Source organism: Streptomyces sp. NPDC017993 (genome assembly GCF_044328065.1).
Taxonomy (GTDB): Bacteria; Actinomycetota; Actinomycetes; order Streptomycetales; family Streptomycetaceae; genus Streptomyces.
In genome coordinates this window covers 206318-229535 of the sequence record NZ_JBIRGO010000006.1, presented here as the reverse complement: position 1 = coordinate 229535, position 23218 = coordinate 206318, and the positions used below count along the sequence as shown (strand labels likewise).

The 23218-nt window shown below is 68.0% G+C and carries 21 protein-coding genes and 1 pseudogene; 8 read left to right on the top strand and 14 right to left on the bottom strand.

Features of this window, described 5'->3' with window-relative positions:
- Positions 1–14: 14 nt before the first annotated feature.
- The 11 genes and pseudogenes from ACH4FH_RS12990 to ACH4FH_RS12940 all read right to left on the bottom strand — a co-directional run.
- A complete protein-coding gene (locus tag ACH4FH_RS12990; protein WP_398555854.1) occupies positions 15–1649 on the bottom strand; it encodes a hypothetical protein in 1635 nt (544 codons plus the stop codon).
- 572 nt (positions 1650–2221) lie between these two features.
- Positions 2222–2683 (bottom strand): peptidoglycan-binding protein, encoded by a 462-nt coding sequence (locus ACH4FH_RS12985; RefSeq protein ID WP_398555853.1) that lies wholly within the window; start codon positions 2681–2683, stop codon positions 2222–2224.
- A 264-nt stretch (positions 2684–2947) separates the two neighbouring features.
- Positions 2948–4045, bottom strand: coding sequence for a hypothetical protein (locus tag ACH4FH_RS12980; RefSeq protein WP_398555852.1), 1098 nt, complete (start codon positions 4043–4045; stop codon positions 2948–2950).
- A gap of 342 nt (positions 4046–4387) precedes the next feature.
- Entirely contained in the window at positions 4388–5725 is a 1338-nt protein-coding gene (locus ACH4FH_RS12975) for an enolase C-terminal domain-like protein (RefSeq protein ID WP_398555851.1), read from the bottom strand.
- 87 nt (positions 5726–5812) lie between these two features.
- A complete protein-coding gene (locus ACH4FH_RS12970; RefSeq protein ID WP_398555850.1) occupies positions 5813–7150 on the bottom strand; it encodes a gluconate:H+ symporter in 1338 nt (445 codons plus the stop codon).
- Positions 7151–7344: 194 nt separating this feature from the next.
- The gene (locus ACH4FH_RS12965; protein ID WP_398555849.1) at positions 7345–8304 is read right to left on the bottom strand and encodes a 5-dehydro-4-deoxyglucarate dehydratase; all 960 of its coding nucleotides are present in this window, start codon (positions 8302–8304) and stop codon (positions 7345–7347) included.
- A gap of 1073 nt (positions 8305–9377) precedes the next feature.
- Positions 9378–10007 (bottom strand): hypothetical protein, encoded by a 630-nt coding sequence (locus ACH4FH_RS12960; protein WP_398555848.1) that lies wholly within the window; start codon positions 10005–10007, stop codon positions 9378–9380.
- Complete coding sequence (locus ACH4FH_RS12955; protein ID WP_398555847.1) at positions 10004–10738, bottom strand: hypothetical protein; 735 nt, start codon at positions 10736–10738, stop codon at positions 10004–10006. Before ACH4FH_RS12955 ends, ACH4FH_RS12960 begins: the two co-directional genes overlap by 4 nt.
- Positions 10735–12018: a hypothetical protein gene (locus tag ACH4FH_RS12950; protein WP_398555846.1), complete on the bottom strand. Its 1284-nt coding sequence runs from the start codon at positions 12016–12018 to the stop codon at positions 10735–10737. The genes ACH4FH_RS12955 and ACH4FH_RS12950 overlap by 4 nt, the downstream gene beginning before the upstream one ends.
- Complete coding sequence (locus tag ACH4FH_RS12945) at positions 12018–12320, bottom strand: hypothetical protein (RefSeq protein ID WP_398555845.1); 303 nt, start codon at positions 12318–12320, stop codon at positions 12018–12020. Before ACH4FH_RS12945 ends, ACH4FH_RS12950 begins: the two co-directional genes overlap by 1 nt.
- Before the next feature lie 639 nt (positions 12321–12959).
- A pseudogene (locus ACH4FH_RS12940) lies at positions 12960–13113 on the bottom strand (RacO protein); the annotation flags it as partial.
- A 668-nt stretch (positions 13114–13781) separates the two neighbouring features.
- On the opposite strand from ACH4FH_RS12940, the gene ACH4FH_RS12935 reads away from it, so the two are divergent.
- The 3 genes from ACH4FH_RS12935 to ACH4FH_RS12925 all read left to right on the top strand — a co-directional run bounded on the left by ACH4FH_RS12935 (position 13782) and on the right by ACH4FH_RS12925 (position 15552).
- Positions 13782–14639: an SDR family oxidoreductase gene (locus tag ACH4FH_RS12935; RefSeq protein WP_398555844.1), complete on the top strand. Its 858-nt coding sequence runs from the start codon at positions 13782–13784 to the stop codon at positions 14637–14639.
- 166 nt (positions 14640–14805) lie between these two features.
- Positions 14806–15099, top strand: coding sequence for a hypothetical protein (locus tag ACH4FH_RS12930; protein WP_398555843.1), 294 nt, complete (start codon positions 14806–14808; stop codon positions 15097–15099).
- Positions 15100–15246: 147 nt separating this feature from the next.
- Positions 15247–15552: a hypothetical protein gene (locus ACH4FH_RS12925; protein WP_398555842.1), complete on the top strand. Its 306-nt coding sequence runs from the start codon at positions 15247–15249 to the stop codon at positions 15550–15552.
- Positions 15553–15640: 88 nt separating this feature from the next.
- Here the strand turns inward: ACH4FH_RS12925 and ACH4FH_RS12920 are convergent, their stop codons facing one another.
- Positions 15641–16981: a wax ester/triacylglycerol synthase family O-acyltransferase gene (locus tag ACH4FH_RS12920; protein ID WP_398555841.1), complete on the bottom strand. Its 1341-nt coding sequence runs from the start codon at positions 16979–16981 to the stop codon at positions 15641–15643.
- A gap of 215 nt (positions 16982–17196) precedes the next feature.
- On the bottom strand, positions 17197–18231 hold the full coding sequence (locus ACH4FH_RS12915; protein ID WP_398555840.1) for a hypothetical protein: 1035 nt from the start codon (positions 18229–18231) through the stop codon (positions 17197–17199).
- Positions 18232–18401: 170 nt separating this feature from the next.
- Here ACH4FH_RS12915 and ACH4FH_RS12910 point away from each other — a divergent pair, with 170 nt between their 5' ends.
- Positions 18402–19412, top strand: coding sequence for a MerR family transcriptional regulator (locus tag ACH4FH_RS12910; RefSeq protein WP_398555839.1), 1011 nt, complete (start codon positions 18402–18404; stop codon positions 19410–19412).
- Between the two features lie 62 nt (positions 19413–19474).
- Here ACH4FH_RS12910 and ACH4FH_RS12905 read toward each other — a convergent pair whose 3' ends face one another.
- Positions 19475–20989: a hypothetical protein gene (locus tag ACH4FH_RS12905; protein WP_398555838.1), complete on the bottom strand. Its 1515-nt coding sequence runs from the start codon at positions 20987–20989 to the stop codon at positions 19475–19477.
- Positions 20990–21188: 199 nt separating this feature from the next.
- Between ACH4FH_RS12905 and ACH4FH_RS12900 the strand changes: the two genes are divergently transcribed.
- From ACH4FH_RS12900 to ACH4FH_RS12885, 4 genes are all read left to right on the top strand, one after another.
- The gene (locus ACH4FH_RS12900) at positions 21189–21500 is read left to right on the top strand and encodes a hypothetical protein (protein ID WP_398555837.1); all 312 of its coding nucleotides are present in this window, start codon (positions 21189–21191) and stop codon (positions 21498–21500) included.
- Between the two features lie 163 nt (positions 21501–21663).
- Positions 21664–21969, top strand: coding sequence for a DUF6247 family protein (locus ACH4FH_RS12895; protein ID WP_398555836.1), 306 nt, complete (start codon positions 21664–21666; stop codon positions 21967–21969).
- Positions 21966–22226 carry a hypothetical protein gene (locus ACH4FH_RS12890; RefSeq protein ID WP_398555835.1) on the top strand — a complete coding sequence of 87 codons (261 nt, stop codon included), beginning with the start codon at positions 21966–21968 and terminating at the stop codon, positions 22224–22226. Before ACH4FH_RS12895 ends, ACH4FH_RS12890 begins: the two co-directional genes overlap by 4 nt.
- Positions 22227–22330: 104 nt before the next feature.
- Positions 22331–23128, top strand: coding sequence for an inositol monophosphatase family protein (locus ACH4FH_RS12885; protein ID WP_398556069.1), 798 nt, complete (start codon positions 22331–22333; stop codon positions 23126–23128).
- Positions 23129–23218 lie beyond the last annotated feature (90 nt).

Below are 23218 nucleotides of genomic sequence, written 5' to 3'. Positions count from 1 at the left end.
GGATTCATGCTCGCTCAGCGCCCGCCCCAGCCAACCCCTTCGGACTGCAGGGTTTTCATTCGCTGCTGAGCAGTTGAGAGGTGCCGGGGGTCCAGCTGGGGCAGCTGCCGAAGCAAGTTGAGTAGCTCCGGGCCGTTTTCCAGCGCTTCGTCGGAGTCCTCGATCTGCAGCCAGCAGTAATGCGCGCCCTTCGCCGTGTTGAGGACCTCGGGGGCTTCCGCGGACTGATGGCCGAGCCGCGTGTGTGCGGCGGCAACCCACAGCTGCGTGGCCTGCGCCCAGCTACCTGCGATGCGAGCGAGATCCGCCCTGATCTCCGCCCACTGCGTCGCCTCCGGCGAGTTGAAGCCGTACCTCTGCAGGGCCTGTTGCTCCCAGGCTTCTGCCATCTCGGCGGCTTGGGAGTGCCGTCCGGCCTGGGCCGCCTGCCAGATGAGCGGTCGGGGGTCCGGCTGGGTGGGTGGCGGCAGTTGCTGGGCCGGGGGTTCCTGGGGCGCCGCGACCGGTGGCGCGAGGGCAGGTGCCGGTCGGGGCATGGGGGGCTGCGGTGGTGAGGGTCGCTGTTCGGCGGGCGCCGGCGGTGCGTCGGGATGCTGCACATCGGCCGACCATCGAGCCTCCCGAAAATGCGCGGGCACAGGGGGAGTGAGGGGGGCGGATGCCTGCTGAGGAACCGGAATCGTGGGCGGCGGCGGAATGAGTCCCGGTCCGGGATGGGGCGCCCGTACCGGAGATTGGGCACCGTCGGGCCGCTGGTGTGCGGGTGTCGGCGGAACCTCGGGGGCAGGCGGTGGTGGGAGCGGCACCGAAGCGGCGTACGGGGGCGCCGCCGGGGGAGAAGGCTGCGGGACCTGCCGATCGGGGACCGGATCCGGGCCGACCGGCGGATTGTCTGTCTCCATCGGCTCCTGCGCGGGTGTCAGTAGCCGCGCCGGAGCGTCCTCGTACGCGGCGGGGGTCGGGGACAGCGCAGGCGTCATGGGCAGTACGAGGGTTCCGGGCGGGAAGCTCGCCGCGGCGACCGCCTCGGCGTGCAACCGGTCGTGCGTGGGCCGGTCGGCGGATCGCCTCAGTACATCGATCACGCCCCGGGTGTAGTCACTCACCCCATCCGCGCCGGCCCCGGGGAAGCCGGGTGGGCAGACCACCCCGTACAGCGTGAAGCCGGCGGTGAAGCCGTCGATGTCAGCCTGCAGTTGTTCCCAGGCGCCCTTGTCGGCAGCGAGGTCCACCAACAGCGTCGAGGTGCCCGGCGGGCGCAGGCGCAGCTCGTTGCGCAGCCACTGCCACGGCAGGGCGGTGTAGCGGACGTTCGCCGCGGTGGTGCCGGCCAGGGCGAGGTGGAGCTGATGCGCCTTGCGGTCCGTGGTCAGGCGTCCCGACAGGTAGACCAGCAAGGGGCCGGGTGTCGAGGCGGCTACGCGCAATCGCTGCAACGTGCTGTTCTGGTCGCGGACTCCGTCGAGGTGGGTGGCGTCTGCCGGGACGTCACTGCCGAGCAGCACCGGGGTGGGGAGGACGGTCAGGGCGGTGAGGTTCTGGCTGGGGAGGACCTGGGGCCGTCGGCGGTGCATTGCCTGGTCTCCGGCTATCAGCAGCACATGCCCGCGCTGTCGCTCTTCGCGCTGCTCAGCCCCGTTGTTGCTCATGAAGGCACCGTACGTCCACGCACGCGGCCAGGGCACATTTTCTGCCGGGACCCTCGCCGCCGCCCGGTCACGTAACCCTGTCGGCCCACCTGCGGCCGGTGCGCCGACTGGTCTGGCCTTCTCACTCTCCGTCGACCGGTTCGTCGCGGCCCCCCGCGGATCACCGTGCAGCCGGCACCGCCGATCCCCTGGATCGTGCGGACCTTGCGGACCTTGCGGACCTCTCGAGCGATACGTGGGTGTGGCTGCATCGGACCATGTCGCCCAACTACCAGGACACGATGGCTTCGATGTGCCGAACCGCCGGCCTCAGCCCGCTCCCGGCCCACTCGTCCGGCGACTCACCGCGATAGCGACGCAGCTGACCGCGCGGCAGGGGCGCCCCCGCCCGTATGACATGGAACTCGCATACGGCTCAACGGGCGGCGCCCGAATACAGCGTCGGTGGGGTCTTCATCGTCGCGCCGGTCGACCGGGGATTCATGGTCAACCGGCAATTCACGGTGAAGCTGACGACCGCCGTGGCGAGTTGATTCGCACGGCCGTCGGCGGGTATCTCTGTCGGTCGACGCTCAGTCGGCTATCGGAACGCGGAGCCGGTTCCAGGACACCTGTCCCGGCATGCCGTCTGCATCCGCTCCGCTGAAGCCCAGCTTCCGCTGCCACTTGGAGTACGACTGTCGGTGTGCGTCGCTCCACCAGGTGCCGGGGTCCCCGGTGTAGCTGGAGCACCCCTCTTCGATCAGGCGGTCGGCCATCCTGCCGATGATGGGGTCGTTCGGCATGCTTGCGAAGAATGCCTTACCGGGGAAGGGCTCACAACCGGGAGTCGGGCCCTGGGGTCCCGGATCCGGCTGTTGCGTCCTCTTGACGAGGAGCCGCTGTCCGATCTGGATGACATTCACGTCTCGGATGTTGTTCCAGACCTGAAGCTGTTTCACGGTGGTGCCGTAATGCTGTGCGATGGCACCAAGAGTATCGCCACTCTTCACTACGTAGTAGGTGTCCTGTGTTGCCTTCTCTTTTGTGCTCATATATTTACGGTAGAACTCTCCCCAAGCCCCCGCATCTTCTTCGAAGTCGGTAATGGGCCGGGGAGTTGCTTCATCTGTTCAGGGTATTTTACGCCCGTTTCAAGGGTTATGCAGGCGAGGCCCCAGGTGCTGACTACATCATACGCACGTGAAATGTTGATGGCGAAATCAGAGACGACGATCGGCGAAGTCGGGCTTGGTTTCGAGATATTCGTGACCAAGGCCGACTCGTCGTGATCCGTCAACCCCACTCGTCGTGATCCGTCATGCTGCAGGGACTTGTGGGTCGCGCGCCTGCTTGCTCGGGGTGGCGTTCGGTCCGCCTACGGAGTTCAGCACCGTCTGGGCCTGATTGTCGACGAACCTGGTGAAGAGCTGCTGTGCGTAACCGAAAATCACCGCCCAAGCAATGATCTGGGCGGAGGAGTCGAGGGATTGCAGCCCCGGGACGAACTCTCCGCGCATCAGCAGGAGCCCGAGCAGGGCGGTCAGTGCGCCCGTCGGCAGTTTGAGCAATGCCAGCGCCACCGGCACGTTGTAGGGCGTGGAGGTGCCTCTGATCCGTCGCAGCGAGGCTGCCGCGGCGACGGCGGCAGCCACCAAGCCGATGAACTCGACGACGGGGTAGTCCCACGGAGACGCCACCATTGCGTAGAGTTCATCGACATCCAGTCGCGAATTCTGGATCTGTTCGGAGGATTCACTAGCTGTGGGGCAGACGACTCCGATTCCGGTGGGCTGGAAGCACAACGGAACTGTTTCCGGTGACACCGCGCCGAAGATGCCGACCAGAATGACGACGATCGTGAGAACGGCGGCGAGTCCGTACACGATCCGGGCGAAGCTGCGGACCCGAAGATTCTCTCTGAGTTGTGCTTGGCGGGCGACGCTCATCGCGTCGACGAGCACTTCGCGTTGCGCGTCATCGAGTACGCCGCCGGCTCGAATGGACAGGGCGATCTGCTCGACCTGCACCCTTCGTTCGTCGCTCACGGGCAGATGCTCGCGGATGTACGCCACGGAGCCCGGCATCATGGCACTGACCTTCTCCAGAGGCGACAGCCGCAGCATGAGGCTGTGCGCCACGTCGAAGTGGGTCTGGGCGACCGCCAGGTGAGCTGAAGGCAGACGCCGGGGGTGGTCATGGCGGAGGGCCTTCCTTGCTTCCTCCAATTCCTTGAACGCCTGCACCGCCAGCGTCTGCGCGTCCGAGGGCGCGCGCCCTTGCTCCGACTCCGTCTCGGTACGCAGAAGCGCCTCAAGTTCGCTGATGCGCGAACAGAGGACTTCCCTGAGCTCCCAGAGGCCCCTCTCGTAATTGATGGCTTTCCGGCGCTCCCAGATTCCCCGGCTTTCACTCATGTTCCGCACTATTGCCGGTCAAAAGGTCTATCACCAAGGGTGACGCGCTGGCGGTGTGGCAATCGCCGCCTCCCGCGCCCTCGGTTTCGAACGACGGGCTTGCCGGCGAGGCCGGATCGTGAAGAGGCTGCGTCGCCGGTCGAGGGCGGAGAGCTGGTTTCAAGGACGTGGTGCCCCCGGCGACGGAAAGGAGCAGCCTCGGAAGTGGTGGTTCAGATGTGAATTTCCAGAAATCTTCAGGACCCGGCTCGGACGTCCTGGAAGCCCCGCAACACCCGCCGGCGCACAAGAGCACAAGAGCACAAGAGCACAGGAGCACAGGAGCGCAGGAGGAGCATCGCACTACCGCACCAGGCAGGGGCGCTTGCTGTCGAACTCCCAGCCGGGGACGAGGTAGCGCATCCCGGCCGCGTCATCACGTGCACCCAACGCCTTTTCCCTGTAGAGCTCGTGGGCCGCGAGCAGGCGGTCCATGTCGATCTGCACGCCCAGGCCGGGGGCGTCGGGGACGGCGATCTCGCCGTTGACGATGCGGGGCGGTGCGGTGGTGAGCCGCTCCAGGCCCTCCTGCCAAATCCAGTGTGTGTCCAGGGCGTTGTACGCGCCCGGTGCTGCGGCTCCGCAGTGGGTCACCATGGCGAGAGAGATGTCGAAGTGGTTGTTGGAGTGGCAGCCCCAGGTCAGGCCCATCGCATTGCACAGTTGGGCCACGCGTACGGAGCCCTGCATGGTCCAGAAGTGCGGATCGGCCAAGGGGATGGAGACCGACTGCAGGGCCAGGGCATGGGTCAGCTGCCGCCAGTCCGTAGCAATCATGTTGGTCGCCGTGGGGAGTCCGGTGGCGCGCCGGAATTCGGCCAGGATCTCGCGTCCGGAGTAGCCGCCCTCGGCTCCGCAGGGGTCCTCGGCGTAGGCGAGAGTGCCGACCAGAGGCGCACACAGGTCGATGGCCTCGCTCAGCGACCATGCGCCGTTCGGGTCGAGGGTGATGCGGGCCTGGGGGAAGCGGTCCTTGAGGGCGCGGATGGCGTCGACCTCCTCGGTGCCTTCCAGGACGCCGCCCTTGAGCTTGAAGTCCCGGAAGCCGTACAGGTCGAAGGCTGCCTCGGCCTGACGGACGATCGCCTCGGGGGAGAGGGCCTCCTCGTGCCGGATCCGGTACCAGTCGGTGGCGGAGTCGGGCTCACGGCAGTAGTCCAGGTCGGTGCGGTCGGGATCGCCGACGTAGAAGAGGTAGCCCAGGACGCGTACGGAGTCGCGCTGCTGCCCGTCACCCAGGAGTGCCGCGACGGGGACGTCGAGGTGCTGGCCGAGGAGGTCCAGCAGTGCGGACTCGACGGCGGTGACGGCGTGGACGGTGGTCCGCAGGTCGAAGGTCTGCGCACCGCGTCCACCGGCGTCGCGGTCGGCGAACCGGTCCCCGATCGCCTGCAGGACACGCTTGTAGTCGCCCAACTTCGCGCCCACGACGAGCGACTCGGCGTCGCGTAGGGTCCGGGTGATCTTCTCGCCGCCCGGTACTTCACCTAGCCCCGTACGGCCCTCAGAGTCCTGAAGGACGACGACGTTGCGGGTGAAGTAGGGGCCGTGCGCGCCGGAGAGGTTCAGCTCCATGCAGTCCCGGCCGGCTACCGGGTAGACGGAGAACGCGGTGACGGTCGGCTGCTTGCTCATGCTCATCAACGTCCTTGTATGCGGGGAGTATCAGGTGTTGATCGGGAGGTGGCCGGGGTTGGTGACCGGGCTGTCCAGAGGCTGAGGGTGTCCTCAGAGGCTGAGGGCGTTGAGGGCCCCTTCGAGGGCCAGGACGCCGCCCAGACCGAGGATCGCGAGCACCGTCGTATAGGTGGTGCGGACCTTGATCGCCTCGATGACCGAGAGGTTGAAGTACTCCTTGAACAGCCAGAACCCGGGGTCGTTGACGTGGGAGAAGGCGATGGATCCACAGGAGACGGCGAGCACCATGATCTCGGGCTGGACGCCGCTGCCGGAGAGGAGCGGCAGCACCACACCGGAGGCCGTGACGACCGCTACCGTCGCCGAGCCGAGCGCCACGCGCAGGATGACCGCGATGAGCCAGGCGAGGATGACCGGCGAGATGGACCAGCTGTCCGTGGCGGTCTTGATGTAGTCGGAGATGCCGCCTTCCACGAGGACGTTCTTGAACGCGCCGCCGGCACCGATCACCAGGAGGATCATCGCCATCGCCTTGGCCGCGGAGCCGCAGGAGGCACTGACGTCCGCCAGGCTGCGGCCGATCCGCGGCCCGAACGCCCAGATCGCCAGCAGCAGGGTCAGCAGCAGGGCGATCGGCGCCGAGCCGATGAACGCGACGGTGTGCAGGAACGGGCTCTCATCGGGGGTGACCATGTGCGTGACGGCCGCGCCGGCGATCAGCACCACCGGGAAGAGGGCCACGAACAGCGACCAGCCCAGGCCCGGCATCTCCTCGTCTCCGAATTCGCGGTCGCTGACCAAGCCGCTGGGGATGGCGGGGTCCATCCGCCTGATGAACGGAAGACGCGGCCATGCCAGGGCGATGAAGGCACCGACCGGGACCGCGACGAAGAGGCCGTAGAACAGCGCGAGACCGACGGACGCGTGGAAGGTCGCGGCGACGGCCGTGGGGCCGGGGTGCGGGGGGAGGAAGCTGTGCATGGTGGACAGGGCGATGGACATGGGCAGCCCGACCCACAGCAGTTTCGCCCCCGTGACCCGCACCAGAGTGAAGGCGATCGGCACGATGATGATGAAGGCGACCTCGTAGAACATGGTCACGCCGATGAGCATGGAGGTGACCACCATGGCCACCTGGACTCCTCGCGGCCCGAAGGCGTCCAGGAGTTTGTTCGCTATGCGCTGCGCGGCTCCGGAGTCGCCCATGACGCGGCCGACCATGGCTCCGAGCCCGATGGTCAGCATCGTGTCACCGATCTGGTCCCCGATGCCCGCCGAGAGGACGTCCGGGATGGTTGCCGCGGGAATCCCCTGGACCAGCGCGACGCCGACGGCCACGAGCAGGAGGGCGGCGAAGCCGTTCAGTTTCAGCCGGGTCATGAGGAGCAGCAGAACTGCCACGCTGACCCCGACTACGACTAGTGGCATTTCAGTTCCCCTTTGAACTGTGACCAAGTGGCCGGCAGACCCCGCCGGATGTGCCGTACGGCGTGAGGCGCGGGCGACTGCTGGTGTGCGTGTTGCGGGCGGCTCCCGGTCGGAGCCGATGACGGTGGCCGACGGCCCCGGCTCTCGTCCGGGCCGTGCGGTCGCCTGCAGGGCGCGAAGGGCGGTCAGGTTCGTCAGGCGGGTCGTCGTACCGCGCCGACCAGACTCAGACCGTCGTCCAGGACCTTCTCCAGGTCGGCGAGGTCGCCCGGAGAGGGGTCGGTGAGGGGGGCACGGACCGGACCTACGGGGAGGCCGCGCAGCCTGGCAGCTGCCTTGACCAGCGAGACGGCGTAGCCAGGCACCCGGTCGCGCAGCTCGACAAGGGGGACGTAGAAGTCGCGCAGCAGCTTGTTCATGCCTGCGTCGTCCCCCTCACGCAGGGCGGTGAAGAAGGCGTTCGCGATCTCGGGTGCGAAGGCGTGGACGGCCGAGGAGTAAGCGGGGACGCCCACCGTGGCGTAGGCGCGCGCCTGGATCTCGGCGGTGGCGGCGCCGTTGAAGAAGAGGAAGCCGTCGGGTGCCGCGAGCGTGAGGCGCTGGAGTCGGTCGAGGTCGCTGTGCCCGTCCTTCAAGCCGATGACGGTGGAGATCTCGGCTATCCGGCGCAGGCTCTCCACGGTGAAGGTGACCTGGCCGCGCTGGTACGCGATGAGCGGCAGCCCCGTGCCGGCGGCGATCCGGCGCAGCTGCTCCACCAGACCGTCCTGTGGGGCCCCGACCAGGTAGTGGGGGAGGACCAACAGGGCGTCCGCGCCTGCCTCTTCCGCGATGCGGGCGAACCGCAGCGATTGTGCCCAGCCGTAGCCGATGCCCGCGACCACCGGGAGCCGGCCGTCGGCGATCTCGACCGTCGCCTGGACGACCGCGCGGTACTCGTCCTCGTCCAGGGAGAAGAACTCCCCGGTTCCGCAGGCGGGGAACACCGCACCCGGCGCCGTGGCCAACTGGGCGGTCAGATAGGCCCGGTAGGACTCCAGGTCCAGGCTGCCGTCGCCTCGCAGGGACGTGAGCGGGAAGGACAGCACCCCGTGGGCCATGCCGTCTCGCAGCCGCTGGACAACGTCTTTCGGCTCCACGCTGATCTGCCCCATGAATGCGATCCCTATATGTAGACGGCGTCTATGTATGAGGATGGAGGCTAAGTTGATGAACCCGGTGGGGTCAATGGGTGCGACGACGCGGATTTGTGAGGGCCGTGGGGGACGGCGCCGGGCTCGCGGAGTGACGGCAGAAGCGCCCGCGGCGTGAAGCCGGCGCTTCGGGCCTTCGCTGGCCGAACCGTTATTAGGTGTTTTTGATCCCTGGCCGAGAGGCGTGTACGGCTGGGTGATCTGGTGTGTGGGGGTTGGCGAGACGGCTCTGCGGTACTGCCGGGAAGTGTGGTGATCCGCTGCCGCAGACAATGGCGGCGCAGGCGGTGTTCTGTTGGGGGCGGTGCGGGTCAAGGCTCTGGCGGAGGCGTCAGCGGAGCCGTGTGCGGGTTATCGCATGCAGCGGGAGTGCAGACGGAGTGTCCGGTTTGCGGCAAGTCGTAGACGGTGGGAGTGGAGCGGTCCAGGGCAGCGGTGTGCTGCTCGGACCGTTGCCGGGTGCGGGCCTGTCGTCAGCGGCGGGCGTCACGGAAGGGCGTTACGGAAACGCCGTAGCCGAACACCTCGGGTGCACCTCGAACACCCCTTGCATTGAGGGGTAGTTGCGCGCCGCTGCCGGGTGCTTCGAGCACCCGTGATTCACGCTCTGCCCCGGCGTGTCGCGCCCGCGTCAGGGTGGACGGTGACCGGGGCCGGCGCCCCTTTGGCTGGTCACGTCGTGGTGGCCGGGCCAGGCCCGGGCAATGACGGTGGCCAACATGGTGCGGGAGGCGCGCCCCGGAGTGGGGCGCGCCTCCCGCATATCCTGCTCGTTCTTCTGGGAGCGCCGCCGGCCACGGTCCGGCTCACCCGTAGACGTGTGCCGAGCCCACTGTCGCGTGTTGCGTATCGTGCGGGTGGTCCCGGACGTCGGTCAGCCGCCTGCCGCCTGCCGCCTGCCGCCTGCCGCCTGCCGCCTGCCGCATGCCGCAGGCAGGCAGCGGGTCACCCTGGGGTGCGATGCCGCCCAGGCCTGCATCCGGCATTGCCCGCAGGCGCGAGCGCGATACAGAGCGGCGGGCCGATGAAGCCTCCTACCACTTCTTCCCGTCGAGCCCGGCTCGCCGGGCGCGGCCCACCTCATCGGCGCCGGCCTTTGCCCTGCGGGCTTCCAGCTGGTCCCATTGCCGGGGCTTGGTGAACATCGGGGCCCGGCCACCGGGAATGGCGACCACTCCGCCGAAGCGTTCGTCGCCCGCGAACCAGATGGCCTCGGACATGTCCGCTTCCCACGTGCGGTGGCCGAGGACCGGGCTCATGACCATCTCCGCGGACCATCCGCCGGAGCCCCGGGAGACCTTGACGACATGGGGGCTCCGGGGCCGTCGCTCGTTGGTATCGAGGCGTTGGACTCCGGGGCGCTGCTCCCAGGGGTAGACCTGGAGAACGCGTTCGATGCGCCGCAGCCACAAGGCATTGCTGATGGCGATCTGCATCATCACGAAACAGCCGATTGCCACGAAAATCGCGGCAATTTGAGCCGGGCGGGAGCCGATGGCGGCGAGTACGCCGACGGCGGCGGCGATCAGGATCGCCGGCACCAGGCGTGTCCACACCCGTATGCGCAGGGATCGGCAGATCTCCTGCATCCGCGGATCGTCCAGGGCATTCCCCGGAATCGGCGGTATCTGCGGGCCGTCGGCCGGCAAGCGATTCAGGCTCATCCGAATGCCTTCCGCGTGTGTTCCTCGACTTCTTGTCGCCGGATGGCGGCCGGATCCTCGACCGGGCTCGGCCCGTCCGGGGAATCGAACGTAACGGTGTGAGCCATGGCCAGCAAAATCTCCCGGTACTCGGCCGCATGTGCAAGGGCGGCCGTGGTGAGCTGCATGAGGTAAACCGACGAACCGGTGGGGCTGGGGATCAGTACGGTGCCGCGCCAGACGGAGTCCTCGGCGTCGTCGGGGTCTGTCCCGTCACGGGCGGGCGGTGCCGGAGCGCGTTCCACGCCGTCGGTGAGCAGAGCCGGCCCGCAGGGCAGGTCAACCATGTTCGCTTGAGTGGCGCCGCCCGTGCCCAGGGCCTCGAGCGCCCCGGCAAGGGCCAGGGCGGGCCTGGCCACCCCGAGCGGTTGTTCCGACACCGTCAGGACGGACAGCATGAAGGCGGAGCCGTCCTCCTCCGGGTGGGCGCCGATGGAGAGATGGATGACGTCCTGCCTCTCCAGCATGCCCAGGATGCCTCCGAAGAGCTCCAGCAGCTGAAGGGGGGAAGGATCGGCCTGGGCGGTCCCGGGGATCTCCCGGAGGGCCTCCCAGATTTTCCCCAGTGGCTCCTGCCAGTCCTCCAGGGGGAAGGGGAAGTACCCCTCGGGCGGCCAGAACCACATCTCGGCGGCGGGCTCCTGCGGCGGCGCGGATGCCACCACCGAGCCGAACGGATCGTTCGCCGTCACTTGAACACCGCCGTCGCCAGGTTCTTGACGTCGTTCGCGACATCCACCGCACCGCTGTAGGCCGGCTTGTTGAAGGTGGAGGCGCTGTTGCCGACCTGGTTGGCATTGTCGCGGGTGTCGTTCTCACCGATCACCTTGTGCTCCACGAGGTCGGCGTACAGGGTGGTGCCTGCGCCCCCTCCCGCAAGACCCCGCTCCATGGCGCCGGCACCAGACGCGCCACTATGAGCCACACGGCTGGTGACCTTGACGGCGTTCTTGCCGAACTGGGCCGCCGTCTCGGTCGCCGAGAGCGCCTTTCCGGCCGCGGCGGCAGCCTTGGCGCCCTTGATGGTTCCCGAGGCGGCGCGGGCGGCTACGCCGACGCCGGGCAGCACGCCGAGCACGTCACCGCCGATCGAGGTGGCGGCGCCCAGCGTTTTCATGTTGGGAGGCCATTGCGCCAGGTCCTTCAGCGCGCCGCCCTGGATGTCGTTGCCCAACTGGACGGCACTGCACAGAACGGAGACCGCCAGCAGGGCTGGTGACCAGGGGCCGGGTATGAGTGCCAGGAGGCCGGCAATCGCGCCGATGGTCCCGGCGTGTTCCTTGAGCCATGAGCCGAGGTCTTTGAGTGCTTCCCCGATCGAGCTGAGGGCCTTACTGAGCCAGCCCGGCTCCTTGGGGGCGAGCTTGTCGGTGGCATCGTTGAGGCCCTTGGCGACGACCGAGGACTGGTCCCTGTGGGTGGACTCCAGCTCGTGCGCCTTCTTGATGATGTCGTCCAGGGCGTCCTGGGCGTTGTCGACTGCCTTGCCGGCGTTCGTCAGCTCCTTGCCGGCGCTGTCCAGACGTGCCTGTGCCGCGTCGAGCGCCTCCTTGCTTTCGAAGTGCTGGTGGGCCAGCTTGAGGTCCGGGTTGCTCTTGGCTGCTTCGTGGTGGGACTTCGCGGCCGTGAGGGCGGTCTTCTTCTCTCGCGCGGCGTCGTCGTACTTCTGGGCCGTCTCCTGGTAACCGTTCAGGTCGTCGTGCCAGTTGTCCAGCTGCTTCAGTGCCTTGCGCAACGAGTGGTTGGCGTTCATCAGGTAGGTCGGGAGATCGCCGTCCAGGGCCTCGCGGAATGCCTTGGCTGCGTCACCCTGCCATTGGTCGCTCTCGCCGAGGAGCCGCTTGATGCGTTGATGGGCGTCGTCGAGGGCGTCGGCAGACTTCTTGATCTTGGAGGCGAGAGCCTGGATTTCCCCGAGTTCGCCGGGGACAGGGTTCCAGCCGAGGTGCGGGTACGGATCAGCGACGGCCATCAGTGGGTGCCTCCCTGCTTCTTGAACGCCGCATCGAGGGCCTTCTCGATTTCGAGGTAGTTGTCCCGGTTCGCCAGGACACCCTTCGATATTTCCTTGACGCGCTCACCGAGCTCTTTGGCACCGTGATGCCAGCGCATATTGAAATTGTCGCAGGCTTCGTCCAGTTCTTTGGTGCCGATCTGCCCGGTCCGCACGTGCGCAAGAGCCTCGCGAGCCTCGTTGAGGGCCGTGTGAGCGTGCGTCAACGAGTTGCCGAATTGAGTGAGTTGATCCGTATCGACTTTGAATTGCTGACCCATATGTGATGCTTTCTGGTTTTGCGGGCGCGATGAGGTGGGGGGGGCTCGTCTCGCAGCACGACGGCAGTCTCCGGCGTTTTAAGCACCTGTCTACGCCGATGCGGCTGACCATGCTCCCCCCCTTATTGGCGATTTCCACACCAACTCGCCACGACCGTAGACAGGACGTATACCCGCTGCGGGATCAAAGGGGGCATTGAACGCCCCCGGACTCCGCCGTAATTCTGCCACCCTCCGGTTCCTGCGCAGGCCGGTCCCGGAATGCGGGACGCGGCCTCGTCGTTGACCGGGAGCCAGTCGATGGGGACTACCCGCCAGGTCACGAGGGCGATAACGCCGGCCGGCGCGCGGATCAGGGCACCGGCGGCGCCGTTCGTTCCGGCCACGTCAAGGCCCTTGCCGGAGCCTTTCTGTTGGGGATACTCCCGGCGCGGCGGCGGTCGAGGCTCAGGCCGGAATCTGCTCCCTGCAAAGCTTCAGCTTCACCGGTCTGCGGCCGGGTCCAGTGGTTGTCGCCGTCGTGCTACTGCCGGTCGGCGGCGCGAGTCGCGAGCAGGCCGTGGGCCAGCACCCGTACCGGGCTGGCCCCGGAGCCCCCGTGTCTCTGAAACTGGTCGCGTATCCGCGGCATCTGAGGAAGCCGCGAGACCTGGCCGGCTCGATCTCCAGAGCCCGGTCACCGATCGTGAACTGGGCCCTGGGTCTGCTGTTCGACGACTTGCCGCAGTTCGGCCACGATCTGCTCGTAGCGGGACTGGCTGACGTTTCCGACGTTGTCGATCTCCTCGGGCATGGCTTTCACCATCCATTGCGGGCCGGGCACGGAACTGACACCCCGTGATGTGGACACGATCCCGCTCATTACCGAGAGTCAGACCATAAATCCAGTGAGCACAACGAATGACCGCAAGTGACCTGACTCTGAACGAAGTTAGGCTCCAGGTGCGTTCGCGATGCGGTCGCTGTGCACGTTCGCCGAACGTTTCCTTCCGGCATCTCCAGGCCCTCACCACACGCCGGCGCGAGCAGTAGAGGGCGTTCGACCGCCGATCCACGCCGACCACCCACCGGACCCCGCACTTAGGACACTCGACCTCGCCCACACCGTCCCGCATGGCCAAGCGCTTGCGCAACCGCCGGTCCGTACGCCACTGCCAGGCACGACATGCCGAAGAGCAGAACACCGCATCGGGCCGGGCACCCGGCCTCAGCCGTTCGCCACAAGCCCGACAACTCCTCTTCCCGGCTCGCCCGGTGCCCATGGACACCACGTCAGCGACGGACTCAAACCTACTCAGAACCGGGTATCAGAAGCAGCTACTTAGCCGCTGACCGATAGTTGCGCCCAGCCCACGAGCCCCGGCTACCTCGACGGCGACCAGCGCTTACGCGCGATCCGCGGGGGCGGGCGACCCGAAATCCATTGGCGGACCGTCGGTCGATCCAGGAGGATCCGCTCCTATGAGTCTGCCCGCTGATCAGGTTCGGGGTGATGGCGCTGGCCCGCACCCATCCGAGCGTTCTCGTCCGCTGGCGCTGGTCACCGGCGTAGGCCGCACTGCCGGCATCGGTGCGGGTATCGCCCGTCAACTGGCCTCGTCGGGCTGGGACATCGCCTTCACCTACTGGCCTGCGTACGACGCGCGCATGGCCTGGGGTGTCGAGCCGGGGGCGACGGATGCGATCGACGGATCCGTGGCCGTGCAGGGCGCTGCCACCGCCGCGATCGAGGCTGATCTCGCTGATCAGGACGCCCCAGCGTCGATCTTCGACGCTGCCGAGAGCCGGATCGGCGGGGTCACCGCTCTGGTGATGTGCCACTGCGAGTCGGTGGACTCCGGCCTGCTCGACACCACCGTCGAGAGCTTCGACCGGCACTTCGCCGTCAACGCTCGGGCCACCTGGCTGCTGATCCGTGAGTACGGGAGGCGCTTCCGTGGCCCGTTCGGAACGGGGCGGATCATCAGCCTCACCAGTGACCACACCGTCGGCAACCTTCCCTACGGCGCGAGCAAAGCCGCCCTCGACCGCATCACCCTGGCCGCAGCCCAGGAACTCGCCCACCTCGGCGCCACCGCCAACGTCATCAACCCTGGTCCTGTGGACACGGGCTGGATGCCCGACGAGGTGCGGGCACACTGCGTCCGTCAGACACCGCTGGGCCGCCTCGGCACGCCACAGGACACTGCGCACCTTGTTGACTTCCTGTGCTCGCCCCAGGGGCAGTGGATCAATGGCCAACTGCTGATGAGTAACGGAGGTCTCGCCTTGGGTTCGCGGGTGCCGCCGTACAGCACGGCCGGGCAGCGGAACTGCTGAGATGGAGTTCGGAGAGCGCGAACTCCTCCTCGAATTGCGGTAGTTCGGCAGCTCCTGCGGCTGGTTCGGACTCGACCGGCCCAACAGAAACAGCGGTTGGGTGAACCGTCGGCACCGTGACCTCATCCTCCTTCGCAACAGCCCCCACACACTCAGGAGACCGACCGTGACCGACAAGGACGTTGAACAGGCCGACGAGCGGAGTTACGGCCCCGGACCCTGGTGGGCGGAGATCGGCACGCTCGGGGCCGTCGCGCTGATCGCCTTCGGAGGTCTCGCGGCAGCCTGGGTGTTCCTCCGACTGCCCGGCACTCCGGAGAACTTGGCGGGTGGCTACTACGGCGCCGCGAAGGTTGTCGCCATCGGCCTGGTGGTCGCCGGAAGCGCGCTACTGGGTCGCGGTCGCAACCGGGCGGCAGGTACCGCGAAGGGGAACGCGCCGGACGCCGGCGGCCGGTAGATCGTGCGTGCTAGATCGTACGGATCTGCCCGGACGGGTGCGGCGTTGCCGCAGACAGGTGGAAGGAGCGTGTCGCCATGAAAGGGCGAACCCAGCCGCCCGCCCGGAAGTTCCGGAATTTCGGGCGGCGGTTCCGGAAGGAACGAGATGTCCCGTACGGACAGGACGAAGCCGTTGTGGGTGCGCTACGCGGAGCACCACCCCCGGCCGGTCCACGACCACCGCCACGGCGCCTGCGATCTGCCGCCGAATCCGACGGAGGAGGAGCCGGACACCCGCTGCCGGTGGGAACACCCTGGCGCACTGCTGTTCCGCCGTACCTGCTGTTCCGGATGCAGTAACCGCGCCTGCGTCAAGGAGCGGCAGCAGATGGCCAGGGGCGAGAACCGAAAGGAACGCTACGCAGGCCGGCGCGAGGCCCGCCGTTCCGCCGCCGGGGAGCGCAGCGATTGATCCCGTCACCTCCGCGGTCCGGCCCGGAGGTGGCGCTCCCCAAAATCCCGGCCGGACGTGGCGGCGGTCGTCCCTTGGGCGAGGATCCTCACTCAGCGGCGGCCGCCGTGAGTTCGGTGATCTCGTCCTGCAGGGCGCGCGCGAGCCGCCCGAGGTCAGGGATGGCCTCGCCGTCGGCGACGAGCCCGTAGTGGACGTGTCCGCGGTACGTCGAGATGGCCACGGCGAGGGACTGCCCCTGGGCGAGCGGGGCGAAGGGGTAGACCTCGATCAGTGGGCATCCGGCCAGCTTCAGGCCGAGGCTGGGCAGCGGCACGCTGGTGACCAGTACGTCAAAGAGGAGCCGGGCCGCCTGCGCCATGACGGGCCCGCCGAGCCGGTGCCCGAGGGGTGCCACATGGTCGGCGAGCAGGGCGATCGCGCCCGCGCCTCGTTGGGTACCGGCGTCCTTGTTGCGGTCCATCGCGGTACGTACCGTCCGCAGCCGGCCCAGCGGGTCGGGGTCGCCCACGGGCAGGCGGATCAGATAGCCGGAGAGCTGGTTGCCCTGCGGGTGGCTGGTACGCGGGCGGCGCCGCGAGACCGGGATCAGGGCACGGGGTGCGACTCCCTCGCTGCCGTCGCCGCGCTCGTCGAGCCAGCGGCGCAGGGCCCCTGCGACGACGGCCAGGAGCACGTCGTTGACCGTGCCGCCGGCCTTCTTGCGGATGCGGTGCACATCGTCGAGGTCGAGGACGACGCCCGCGGTGCGGCGGGTGCCGGTGGGGGGTGCGGTGAGCGCCGGTGAGGTGCGTACGTCCCAGTTGGCGCCGACGACGGCGGCGCCGATATCGAGGGCTCGCCCGGCTTCACCCATGCGGCGGCGTACGACACCGGGCAGGTCGAACGGGTTGGGCAGCTTCCAGCCCCGCGTCGGCTCCGGAGCACGCTCGGCGGCGCGTGCTTTCCTGGCCGCGGGGGTCGGGGAGGCGGGGGGCGGATCCATGAGGCCGGCCGCGAGGGTCAGGGCCCGCAGTCCGTCGGCGAGCGCGTGATGGAACTTGAACAGCACCGCGAAGGACGTGCCATCGGAGTGAGGCAGCACATGGGCCTCCCACGGTGGCCGCTCCCGCGCGAGGGGACGCTCCATCAGCTTGCCTGCTGCACCGTGGTAGTCCGTAGTGGCGGGAGCCAGATGGACGTGGTCCTGGGGGGAGAAGTCCTGCGCGGCCTCGCGAACGGCGCCGCCAACCGGCACCCAGACCCCGCGGATTCTCATGCGCAGCCCCGGCACGGCGGCGGAGCGGGCGGCGAGCAGTTCGGCCGCGTGCTGCGCGGCCGTGACCGAGTCGGCGGTGAAAACGCCGAGCGCGCCCAGGTGCATCGGGTGCTCAGGGGATTCGAGGCACCAGAACGCCAGGTCGAGCGGTGTGAGCAGGTCATCAGTCAAGGGGCACGCTCTCACATCGGCGATGGGGATCAAGAGTCAACCTTTTGCTGACGACTACGGTCAAGTATCTTATGAATACGGAACGTTACGAACGTGAAAACGATTGCTGCTCCTCCCTCTCATACCGCGAGGAGCTGTCGATGGGTCAGGCCAGGCGGTGGCGGGGGCGCTCCCGCTGTCGAGCACACAGTGCCCCCGGTCGTCCGGGGTAGCGATCAAGCGCGCCCGCCGTCGTCCCCGCCGGGCTCGTCACCCTCTGCCTCTGCCGTCTCGTACGACTCCAGGCCGTCCTCGAGCTCGGCGATCGTCTCCTCCGCGAGGTCGTGGAGGAAGGCGGGACACACCCAGGCGTCGAGGGGATCGTCCTCCGGGTCCTCCTCTTCTTCCTCGTCCCAGCCGTAGGACTCGGCAATCTCGGCCCGGCCACCCGGGCTGCGCAGGAGGTAGCCGATCCGGTTCGCATGGTCCGAGTCGGCGGTGTCGGGGTGTTCATCGGGGTCGTGGGTGCACCGTTCGTCGCCGAGCAGCGGAACGGCGGCCTCGATGCCCTTGAGCATCGCGTCCAGGACCGAGCGGTCCGTGATCCTCTCCGACGTCGCGTACCAACAGGTCGCGTTCATGGTCACGAGGTAGCCGGCCAGCACCCCGCGGGTGGGCCGGGTGGGAAGAGCGGCCGCCTCGTCGATGAGGTCGTCATGTGGATCGCCGTAGGGATAGTCGTTCACGATCCCCGAGAGAGTCCTCATGCAGCTGTCGTGGTATTTCGGTGCTCCCACAGGGACACGGCGGACGGTGAACGGGGCGATCACGTCCGCCGCGAGACGAGCCCATCCCGCGATATTGCGCGGGCACAGCACCCGGTCGGCATCGGCGTCATCGTCCTGCGCCGCGAGTTGGCCGGTGAGCAGCCCGGTGTCGCCCGCCCAGACCTCGTCCTCCAACGAGTCCATCTCGGCCTCGTAGGGGTGATCGGCGTGCGAACAGGGCCGGTCTCCCAGCGCCTTCACCGCGGCGCTCAGGGCGTCGAGGGCGGCGCGCTCGGCCTCCTCACCGGGACGCCAGGCGAGGTAGCCCGACATCGCCACCAGCCCGGAAACCCACGCACGGGCCTGTTCCCCGCCCGGGTCGGCGGCGAGCCTGCGGGCGCATTCCAGGACGAGCGGGTCCGCTTCGTCCGCAGGGGACGTGCCGTAGATGTGCTTCCAGGCGTCGGCGAGCTGGTCAACGGTCAGGCTGGTTGTCTTGATCATGATCTACACGACGAAGTCCGCTTCCGGTTCGGTTCCCGGCCCTACGGCTGCACCCTTCGGTCCTCCGCTCCCTGGTAAGGCTTGCTGCAGCAGCGTTCGGCCCCAACTCGCGCCACCGAAACGGCGGCCGGCCTTGAGTCTCCACCGACTGGAGACCACAGGATGGCGGCATGGACGGTACAACGCTCTTCTCGATCGGGGAACTCTCCCGGCGGACCGGTTTGTCGGTGCGGACGATCCGGTTCTACTCCGATTCGGGGGTGGTGGCACCGACCGATCGAAGTCCCGCAGGTTATCGACTCTACGACCTCGACGCACTGCTTCGTCTGGACCTCGTCCGCACGCTGCGCGAGCTGGGTATCGACCTCGCCACGGTCCAGCGGGTGCTGAAGCGCGAACTCTCGATGGCGGAAGTCGCCGCTGCGCATGCCGATGCCGTGAACGTCCAGATCCGGATGCTGCAACTGCGTCGAAGTGTGCTGCGAGTCGTGGCCAAAAGCGGGTCCAGTCCCGAGGAGACCAAGCTCATGCACAGGCTTACGCAGTTGTCCGGCGACGAACGCCGACGTCTTGTCGACGATTTCGTGGACGGCACCTTCGGCACGTCAGGTGCCGACCCGGCTGTGGTGGCCATGGTGCGCGCCGCCACTCCTGACCTCCCCGACGATCCGTCCACCGAGCAGGTCGCTGCGTGGGTGGAGCTGGCCGAGATGGTCGGTGACGAGGACTTCCGCGCCCGTATGCGCCGGACGGCCGGCCACCACGCCGCTCAGCGGACGCTCGACATCGAGACCCGGGCGGGCAGCGATCTGATGGCCTTCACCCGACACAAGCTCGCCGAGGTCGCGGAATCGGGGATCGACCCGCTCGGTGAGGAGGCCACGCCCATCGTCGACGATGTCGTGCGGCGATTCGCCGAAGTTTTCATGCGCGCCCCCGACGCGGAATTCCGGGAGTGGATGGCCGAGCAGTTCGCGGAAGCCCATGATTCGCGCGTGGACCGCTACTGGCGGCTGGTGTGGATCGTCAACGGCTGGCAGGTGCTACCGGGCCTGATCCCGGTGTACGCCTGGCTCGTCGAAACCCTGCGAGGGAGCCGCGATCGTGGGGCTGACTCTTGCGGCCGCTTGCCGGCCTCTTCCCGGGCCTCCGGCCTGGACTCGTCCCACCCGGTCCCGTAGAGCCCGCTGGGGTGATCGGCCCCACCCCGCGCCGGGGCCGATCACCGATCCGCTCGGTTCGCTCAGTGCAGTTGCAGGCCGAGTTGCTTCTCCAGCGCGGTTGCCTGTTCCGGCGAGGCGAAGACGAAGTAGTTGTCGTAGTTGGCGTCCTTGAGGCGGACGTAGTCGGCTACGTAGAACCGGCGGGGGTCGTCTCCCGGGTCGGGGTCGACGTGGCCTATGAAGTCCATGATCGCCAGTTGGTCGAGGTACTCGTCCGACTGATGGTCGGTCTGTTGGGTGACCAGGACGCCGTTGCGCGCGAATTCCAGAATCTCGCCCTCCTCCTCGTCCTCCCGCAGCCGGACGTCGGTAATGGTGACCGCGCCGTCGGTGAGTGCCGCTGCCTCCTCCAGGATGCCCGCGTAGCTCTCCTCCAGGCAGTCGACATCGTCCGCGTGCGCCGAGACCGCCACACCGAACGCTTGGAGCGCGTCGGGCACTTCATGGGGCGGCAACTCCTCGTGTGCCCACTCGGCGTATCTCGCGAGAACGCTGTCGACCTTTTCCCGCGTCACCATGTCCATCCGCTGGAGGACTGCTCCCACGTACGCATACGAGGACGGCCTGAACCAGAACAGTGTGTCCCACAGGCCCTCCTCCTGCTCCTCGTCCATCTCTTTCTCAAGGAGAAGCTCACGCAGGCAGCCCAGTGGGACCGCCGCGCCCCCGACCCGCTTGTCCGGCTGATCCACGAACGGGACCTCGGTCCACACGCTCTCCCTGGACCCCGGGGACCCGGGCTCGGCGTCAGGGGTGAACGGGATGTACTGCCACACCGCGCCCTTGTTCCGCCGGATCACCTCGCCCATATACCAGCAGGCGCCCTGCACGAACGGCTCGTCTCGCGAAGCGTCGAATTCCTCCACCGTGGCGAATCGGCGCCGCACGACGGCTTCCAGCCAGTCCAGTGTGTCGGGGTGGAAATTCCACCGCCACGCTCCCTCGAACGCGTTCTCGGCCCAGGCCTTGAGCGCCTCCTCCCGCTCGGCCAGCCAGGCCGTCAGCGCCGGATGCTCCGGAAGCGGTTCCTTGGGGTCCACGCTCGGGGTGTGCTCCTTGAGCGGGTTCCACCCCGGGACTGCCTGTCGTCGCGCCGTCACGGCCTGCCGCAGCCGTTCGATCTCCTCGGCGAACGCGGTCCCGGTACGGACCCGGAGGGCGTACGAGATCAGCAGCATCGGTGCGACGGGGGAGAGTTCCAATTCCGGGTCGGGGCAGACGACAGGCTGCCCCGGGAGATCGTCGACCGGCCGGGCGTTCCATCCCCAGGAGCCGCCCGCGATGCCGAGCAATATCTCGCCGAGATATGCCGTCGCACTTGCCACGAACTCCGCTCGCTTATCGGGGTCTTGGAGGGAGTCGTGGCGGTCGAGCAGATGCGTCTCCAGGGTGTCGAGCGATCTGGGGGAGTAGTCGAAGGGGAAATCGTCGGGAAGGATCACCTTCTCCAGAAGCAGCAGCTGATACGGAAGGCCGCCGATCCAGTTTTGCAGCAGATGCTGTGGGGAGCTCTGCGGCTGAGTCTCAGGGGTCATGCCGTTACTGTAGGGGTGCCCACTGACAGCGTTCCGTTTCGGCAGGTGATGAGCCGACGGGACCTGAACTTCCCGACAACCGCCGTAGGTTGTGCTGTCTCCTGGGGATGGTTGCTGTGGTGACAGTTGAGGCGGCCGAAGCCGGGCACGGAGCGGCGTGAGAGGTAAAGCCTCAACCGGTAAAGCGCGAAGGAACAGCATGACGATGCCAGAGCTTCCCGATATGGGAGATCCGATTCCCCGCGAGGGTCCTACGCCGAGTCAGTACACCTGGCACAGGAACGCTTTGCTCTTCTTCGGCGTGGTATCGCCATGGATCTTCCTCTATGTCGCGACACGGAATGTGGGGCTGCTCTGGCTGGCGGTGCTGAACCTGATCAGCACGTATCTGGGGCTCTATGTCATCGTCCGGGCGTGGCGGCGGGACCAGATGCGTCGCGTGTATGTGGCACTGGCGAGTTCACTGGGGTTCTTGATCCTCTGGACATCGTTGTTCAAGATCCTCAACTGAACCGGCGCCCCGGGTCTTTCGCGCTCGTGCATGCCCCGGATCGGGCCCGGGGCCGGCCGGTCGCGCGCGACCCGTCACCCGCGACGGGATCAGCACGTCCGAAGCCCTCATCAGTCCGTGCGCCGACGGCTACCGTGGCAAGGAGCACCGTCTGGAGGAGCCCATGACCACCCAGCCCGAGTATGCGCCCGTCCCGTCGCCCGCCCCCGCTCCGACCGCGGCCGCGCAGCTGCTCGCCCGGATCCGCGCCGACCGCCGCGCCCCACAGTGGGGGCCGGCCTTCGAGCAGGACTGGGCCAAGGCGCTGGAGGACTCCCGCCACAGCTACAGCCTCACCCCCCTGCACGACGTCGTCCGCACCTGGCAGGCCCGCCTCTCCGCCGCCCCGGCCGTCGACGCGTTCGTCGCCTGCGGGAAGGACGATTCCGACGGGATCGCCCTGGAGGACGCGCTCGGGTCCCGCCCATGAGCGACGCCCTCTGGCAGGCGCGGCTGTCCCCGCAGGCACTGACCGCGCTGGACTCGCTGCCCGGACACGCCCGCGAGACGCTCCGAGACGTCCTGGACATCGCCGCCCGCGACCCATGGAGCTTCCCGCCCTTCGACAGCCGGGACCCCGAAGGCGAGGACGTCCGAGCGGCCTCGGTCGGACAGCTCACGGCCGTCTACTGGATCAACCGGCCCGCCGGCCGCCTGTACGTCATCGACATCGTCTGGCTCGGCTAGTGCTGTGATGACACAGGTTCACCGGGTTGGCGAGCGCGGCGGCGTGGCGCCTGTCGGTTGGCTCCGCCCACGGCGGGGGATGCGCCCTCGATACTCTGCACGCCGTGGTCAACTCACATGCGAGCCTTGAAGATGCTGAGGTTGCGGTAGCTGCGGTACGTGCCGGGGCGGAGGTCGTGCGCGCCAGGTACGGACTGCGGCTTGCCCGCATCGACAAAGGCGCCGGGGACTTCGCCACTGATGCCGACGTGGCGGCTGAGGGAGCGATCCTCGGCGTCATCCGTGCTGCGCGGCCTGAGGATGCGGTGCACGGCGAGGAGGGCGGGCAGCAGGGTGCGGCCGACGCCGTGCGCCAGTGGTTGGTTGACCCCTTGTGCGGCACCCTCAACTATGCCGTCGGGAACATGCTGGTGGCCGTCAACGTGGCACTGCGCAACGGTCCGGCCGCGGTGGCCGATCCGTTCAGCGGCGAGGTGTTCTTCACCGACGGTGAGACGGCTTGGGTCCGCCGCGACGGGGGCGACACACAGCTGGTGCCGACGGCGACCACCCAGCTGGTGGACGTGAACCTGGATCCGCCCTTTCCGAGCGCGCCTGGGTTCAGGGCTGTGGATCTGCTCGCTCACCCTGGCTTCGTCGAGCGGTTCCGGCCGCGGGTCGTGTCCACGACGCTGGCGTTGGCCTGGGTCGCGGCCGGTAGGCGTGCCGCATACGTTACCGACGGCGGTGATCTGGCCGAGAGCGTGCACTTCGCCGCCGGCATCGCTTTGTGCCAGGCCGCGGGTTGCGTCGTCACCGGAGTCGACGGCGCTCCCATCGGGCAGGCAGGCCGTGGGCTCGTAGTGGCCTCGGACGCCGAGACTCACGGTCTGCTGTTGTCGATGATCCGCGGCCGAGGCTAGTGCTGTGTCTGCGGAGATTTCGGCGGGTTGATCAGGCTGCGGCTTGGAGTGGGCGGCCAAAACACGTGGGCGACCTGGAGCCGGCCTCTG

What these genes read in the sequence shown, in the direction of transcription:
- ACH4FH_RS12990 (WP_398555854.1), bottom strand. Translation starts at nt 1,649, where the DNA reads ATGAGCAACAACGGGGCTGAGCAGCGCGAAGAGCGACAGCGCGGGCAT.
- ACH4FH_RS12985 (WP_398555853.1), bottom strand. Translation starts at nt 2,683, where the DNA reads ATGAGCACAAAAGAGAAGGCAACACAGGACACCTACTACGTAGTGAAG.
- ACH4FH_RS12980 (WP_398555852.1), bottom strand. Translation starts at nt 4,045, where the DNA reads ATGAGTGAAAGCCGGGGAATCTGGGAGCGCCGGAAAGCCATCAATTAC.
- ACH4FH_RS12975 (WP_398555851.1), bottom strand. Translation starts at nt 5,725, where the DNA reads ATGAGCATGAGCAAGCAGCCGACCGTCACCGCGTTCTCCGTCTACCCG.
- ACH4FH_RS12970 (WP_398555850.1), bottom strand. Translation starts at nt 7,150, where the DNA reads ATGCCACTAGTCGTAGTCGGGGTCAGCGTGGCAGTTCTGCTGCTCCTC.
- ACH4FH_RS12965 (WP_398555849.1), bottom strand. Translation starts at nt 8,304, where the DNA reads ATGGGGCAGATCAGCGTGGAGCCGAAAGACGTTGTCCAGCGGCTGCGA.
- ACH4FH_RS12960 (WP_398555848.1), bottom strand. Translation starts at nt 10,007, where the DNA reads ATGAGCCTGAATCGCTTGCCGGCCGACGGCCCGCAGATACCGCCGATT.
- ACH4FH_RS12950 (WP_398555846.1), bottom strand. Translation starts at nt 12,018, where the DNA reads ATGGCCGTCGCTGATCCGTACCCGCACCTCGGCTGGAACCCTGTCCCC.
- ACH4FH_RS12945 (WP_398555845.1), bottom strand. Translation starts at nt 12,320, where the DNA reads ATGGGTCAGCAATTCAAAGTCGATACGGATCAACTCACTCAATTCGGC.
- ACH4FH_RS12935 (WP_398555844.1), top strand. Translation starts at nt 13,782, where the DNA reads ATGAGTCTGCCCGCTGATCAGGTTCGGGGTGATGGCGCTGGCCCGCAC.
- ACH4FH_RS12925 (WP_398555842.1), top strand. Translation starts at nt 15,247, where the DNA reads ATGTCCCGTACGGACAGGACGAAGCCGTTGTGGGTGCGCTACGCGGAG.
- ACH4FH_RS12915 (WP_398555840.1), bottom strand. Translation starts at nt 18,231, where the DNA reads ATGATCAAGACAACCAGCCTGACCGTTGACCAGCTCGCCGACGCCTGG.
- ACH4FH_RS12910 (WP_398555839.1), top strand. Translation starts at nt 18,402, where the DNA reads ATGGACGGTACAACGCTCTTCTCGATCGGGGAACTCTCCCGGCGGACC.
- ACH4FH_RS12905 (WP_398555838.1), bottom strand. Translation starts at nt 20,989, where the DNA reads ATGACCCCTGAGACTCAGCCGCAGAGCTCCCCACAGCATCTGCTGCAA.
- ACH4FH_RS12900 (WP_398555837.1), top strand. Translation starts at nt 21,189, where the DNA reads ATGACGATGCCAGAGCTTCCCGATATGGGAGATCCGATTCCCCGCGAG.
- ACH4FH_RS12895 (WP_398555836.1), top strand. Translation starts at nt 21,664, where the DNA reads ATGACCACCCAGCCCGAGTATGCGCCCGTCCCGTCGCCCGCCCCCGCT.
- ACH4FH_RS12890 (WP_398555835.1), top strand. Translation starts at nt 21,966, where the DNA reads ATGAGCGACGCCCTCTGGCAGGCGCGGCTGTCCCCGCAGGCACTGACC.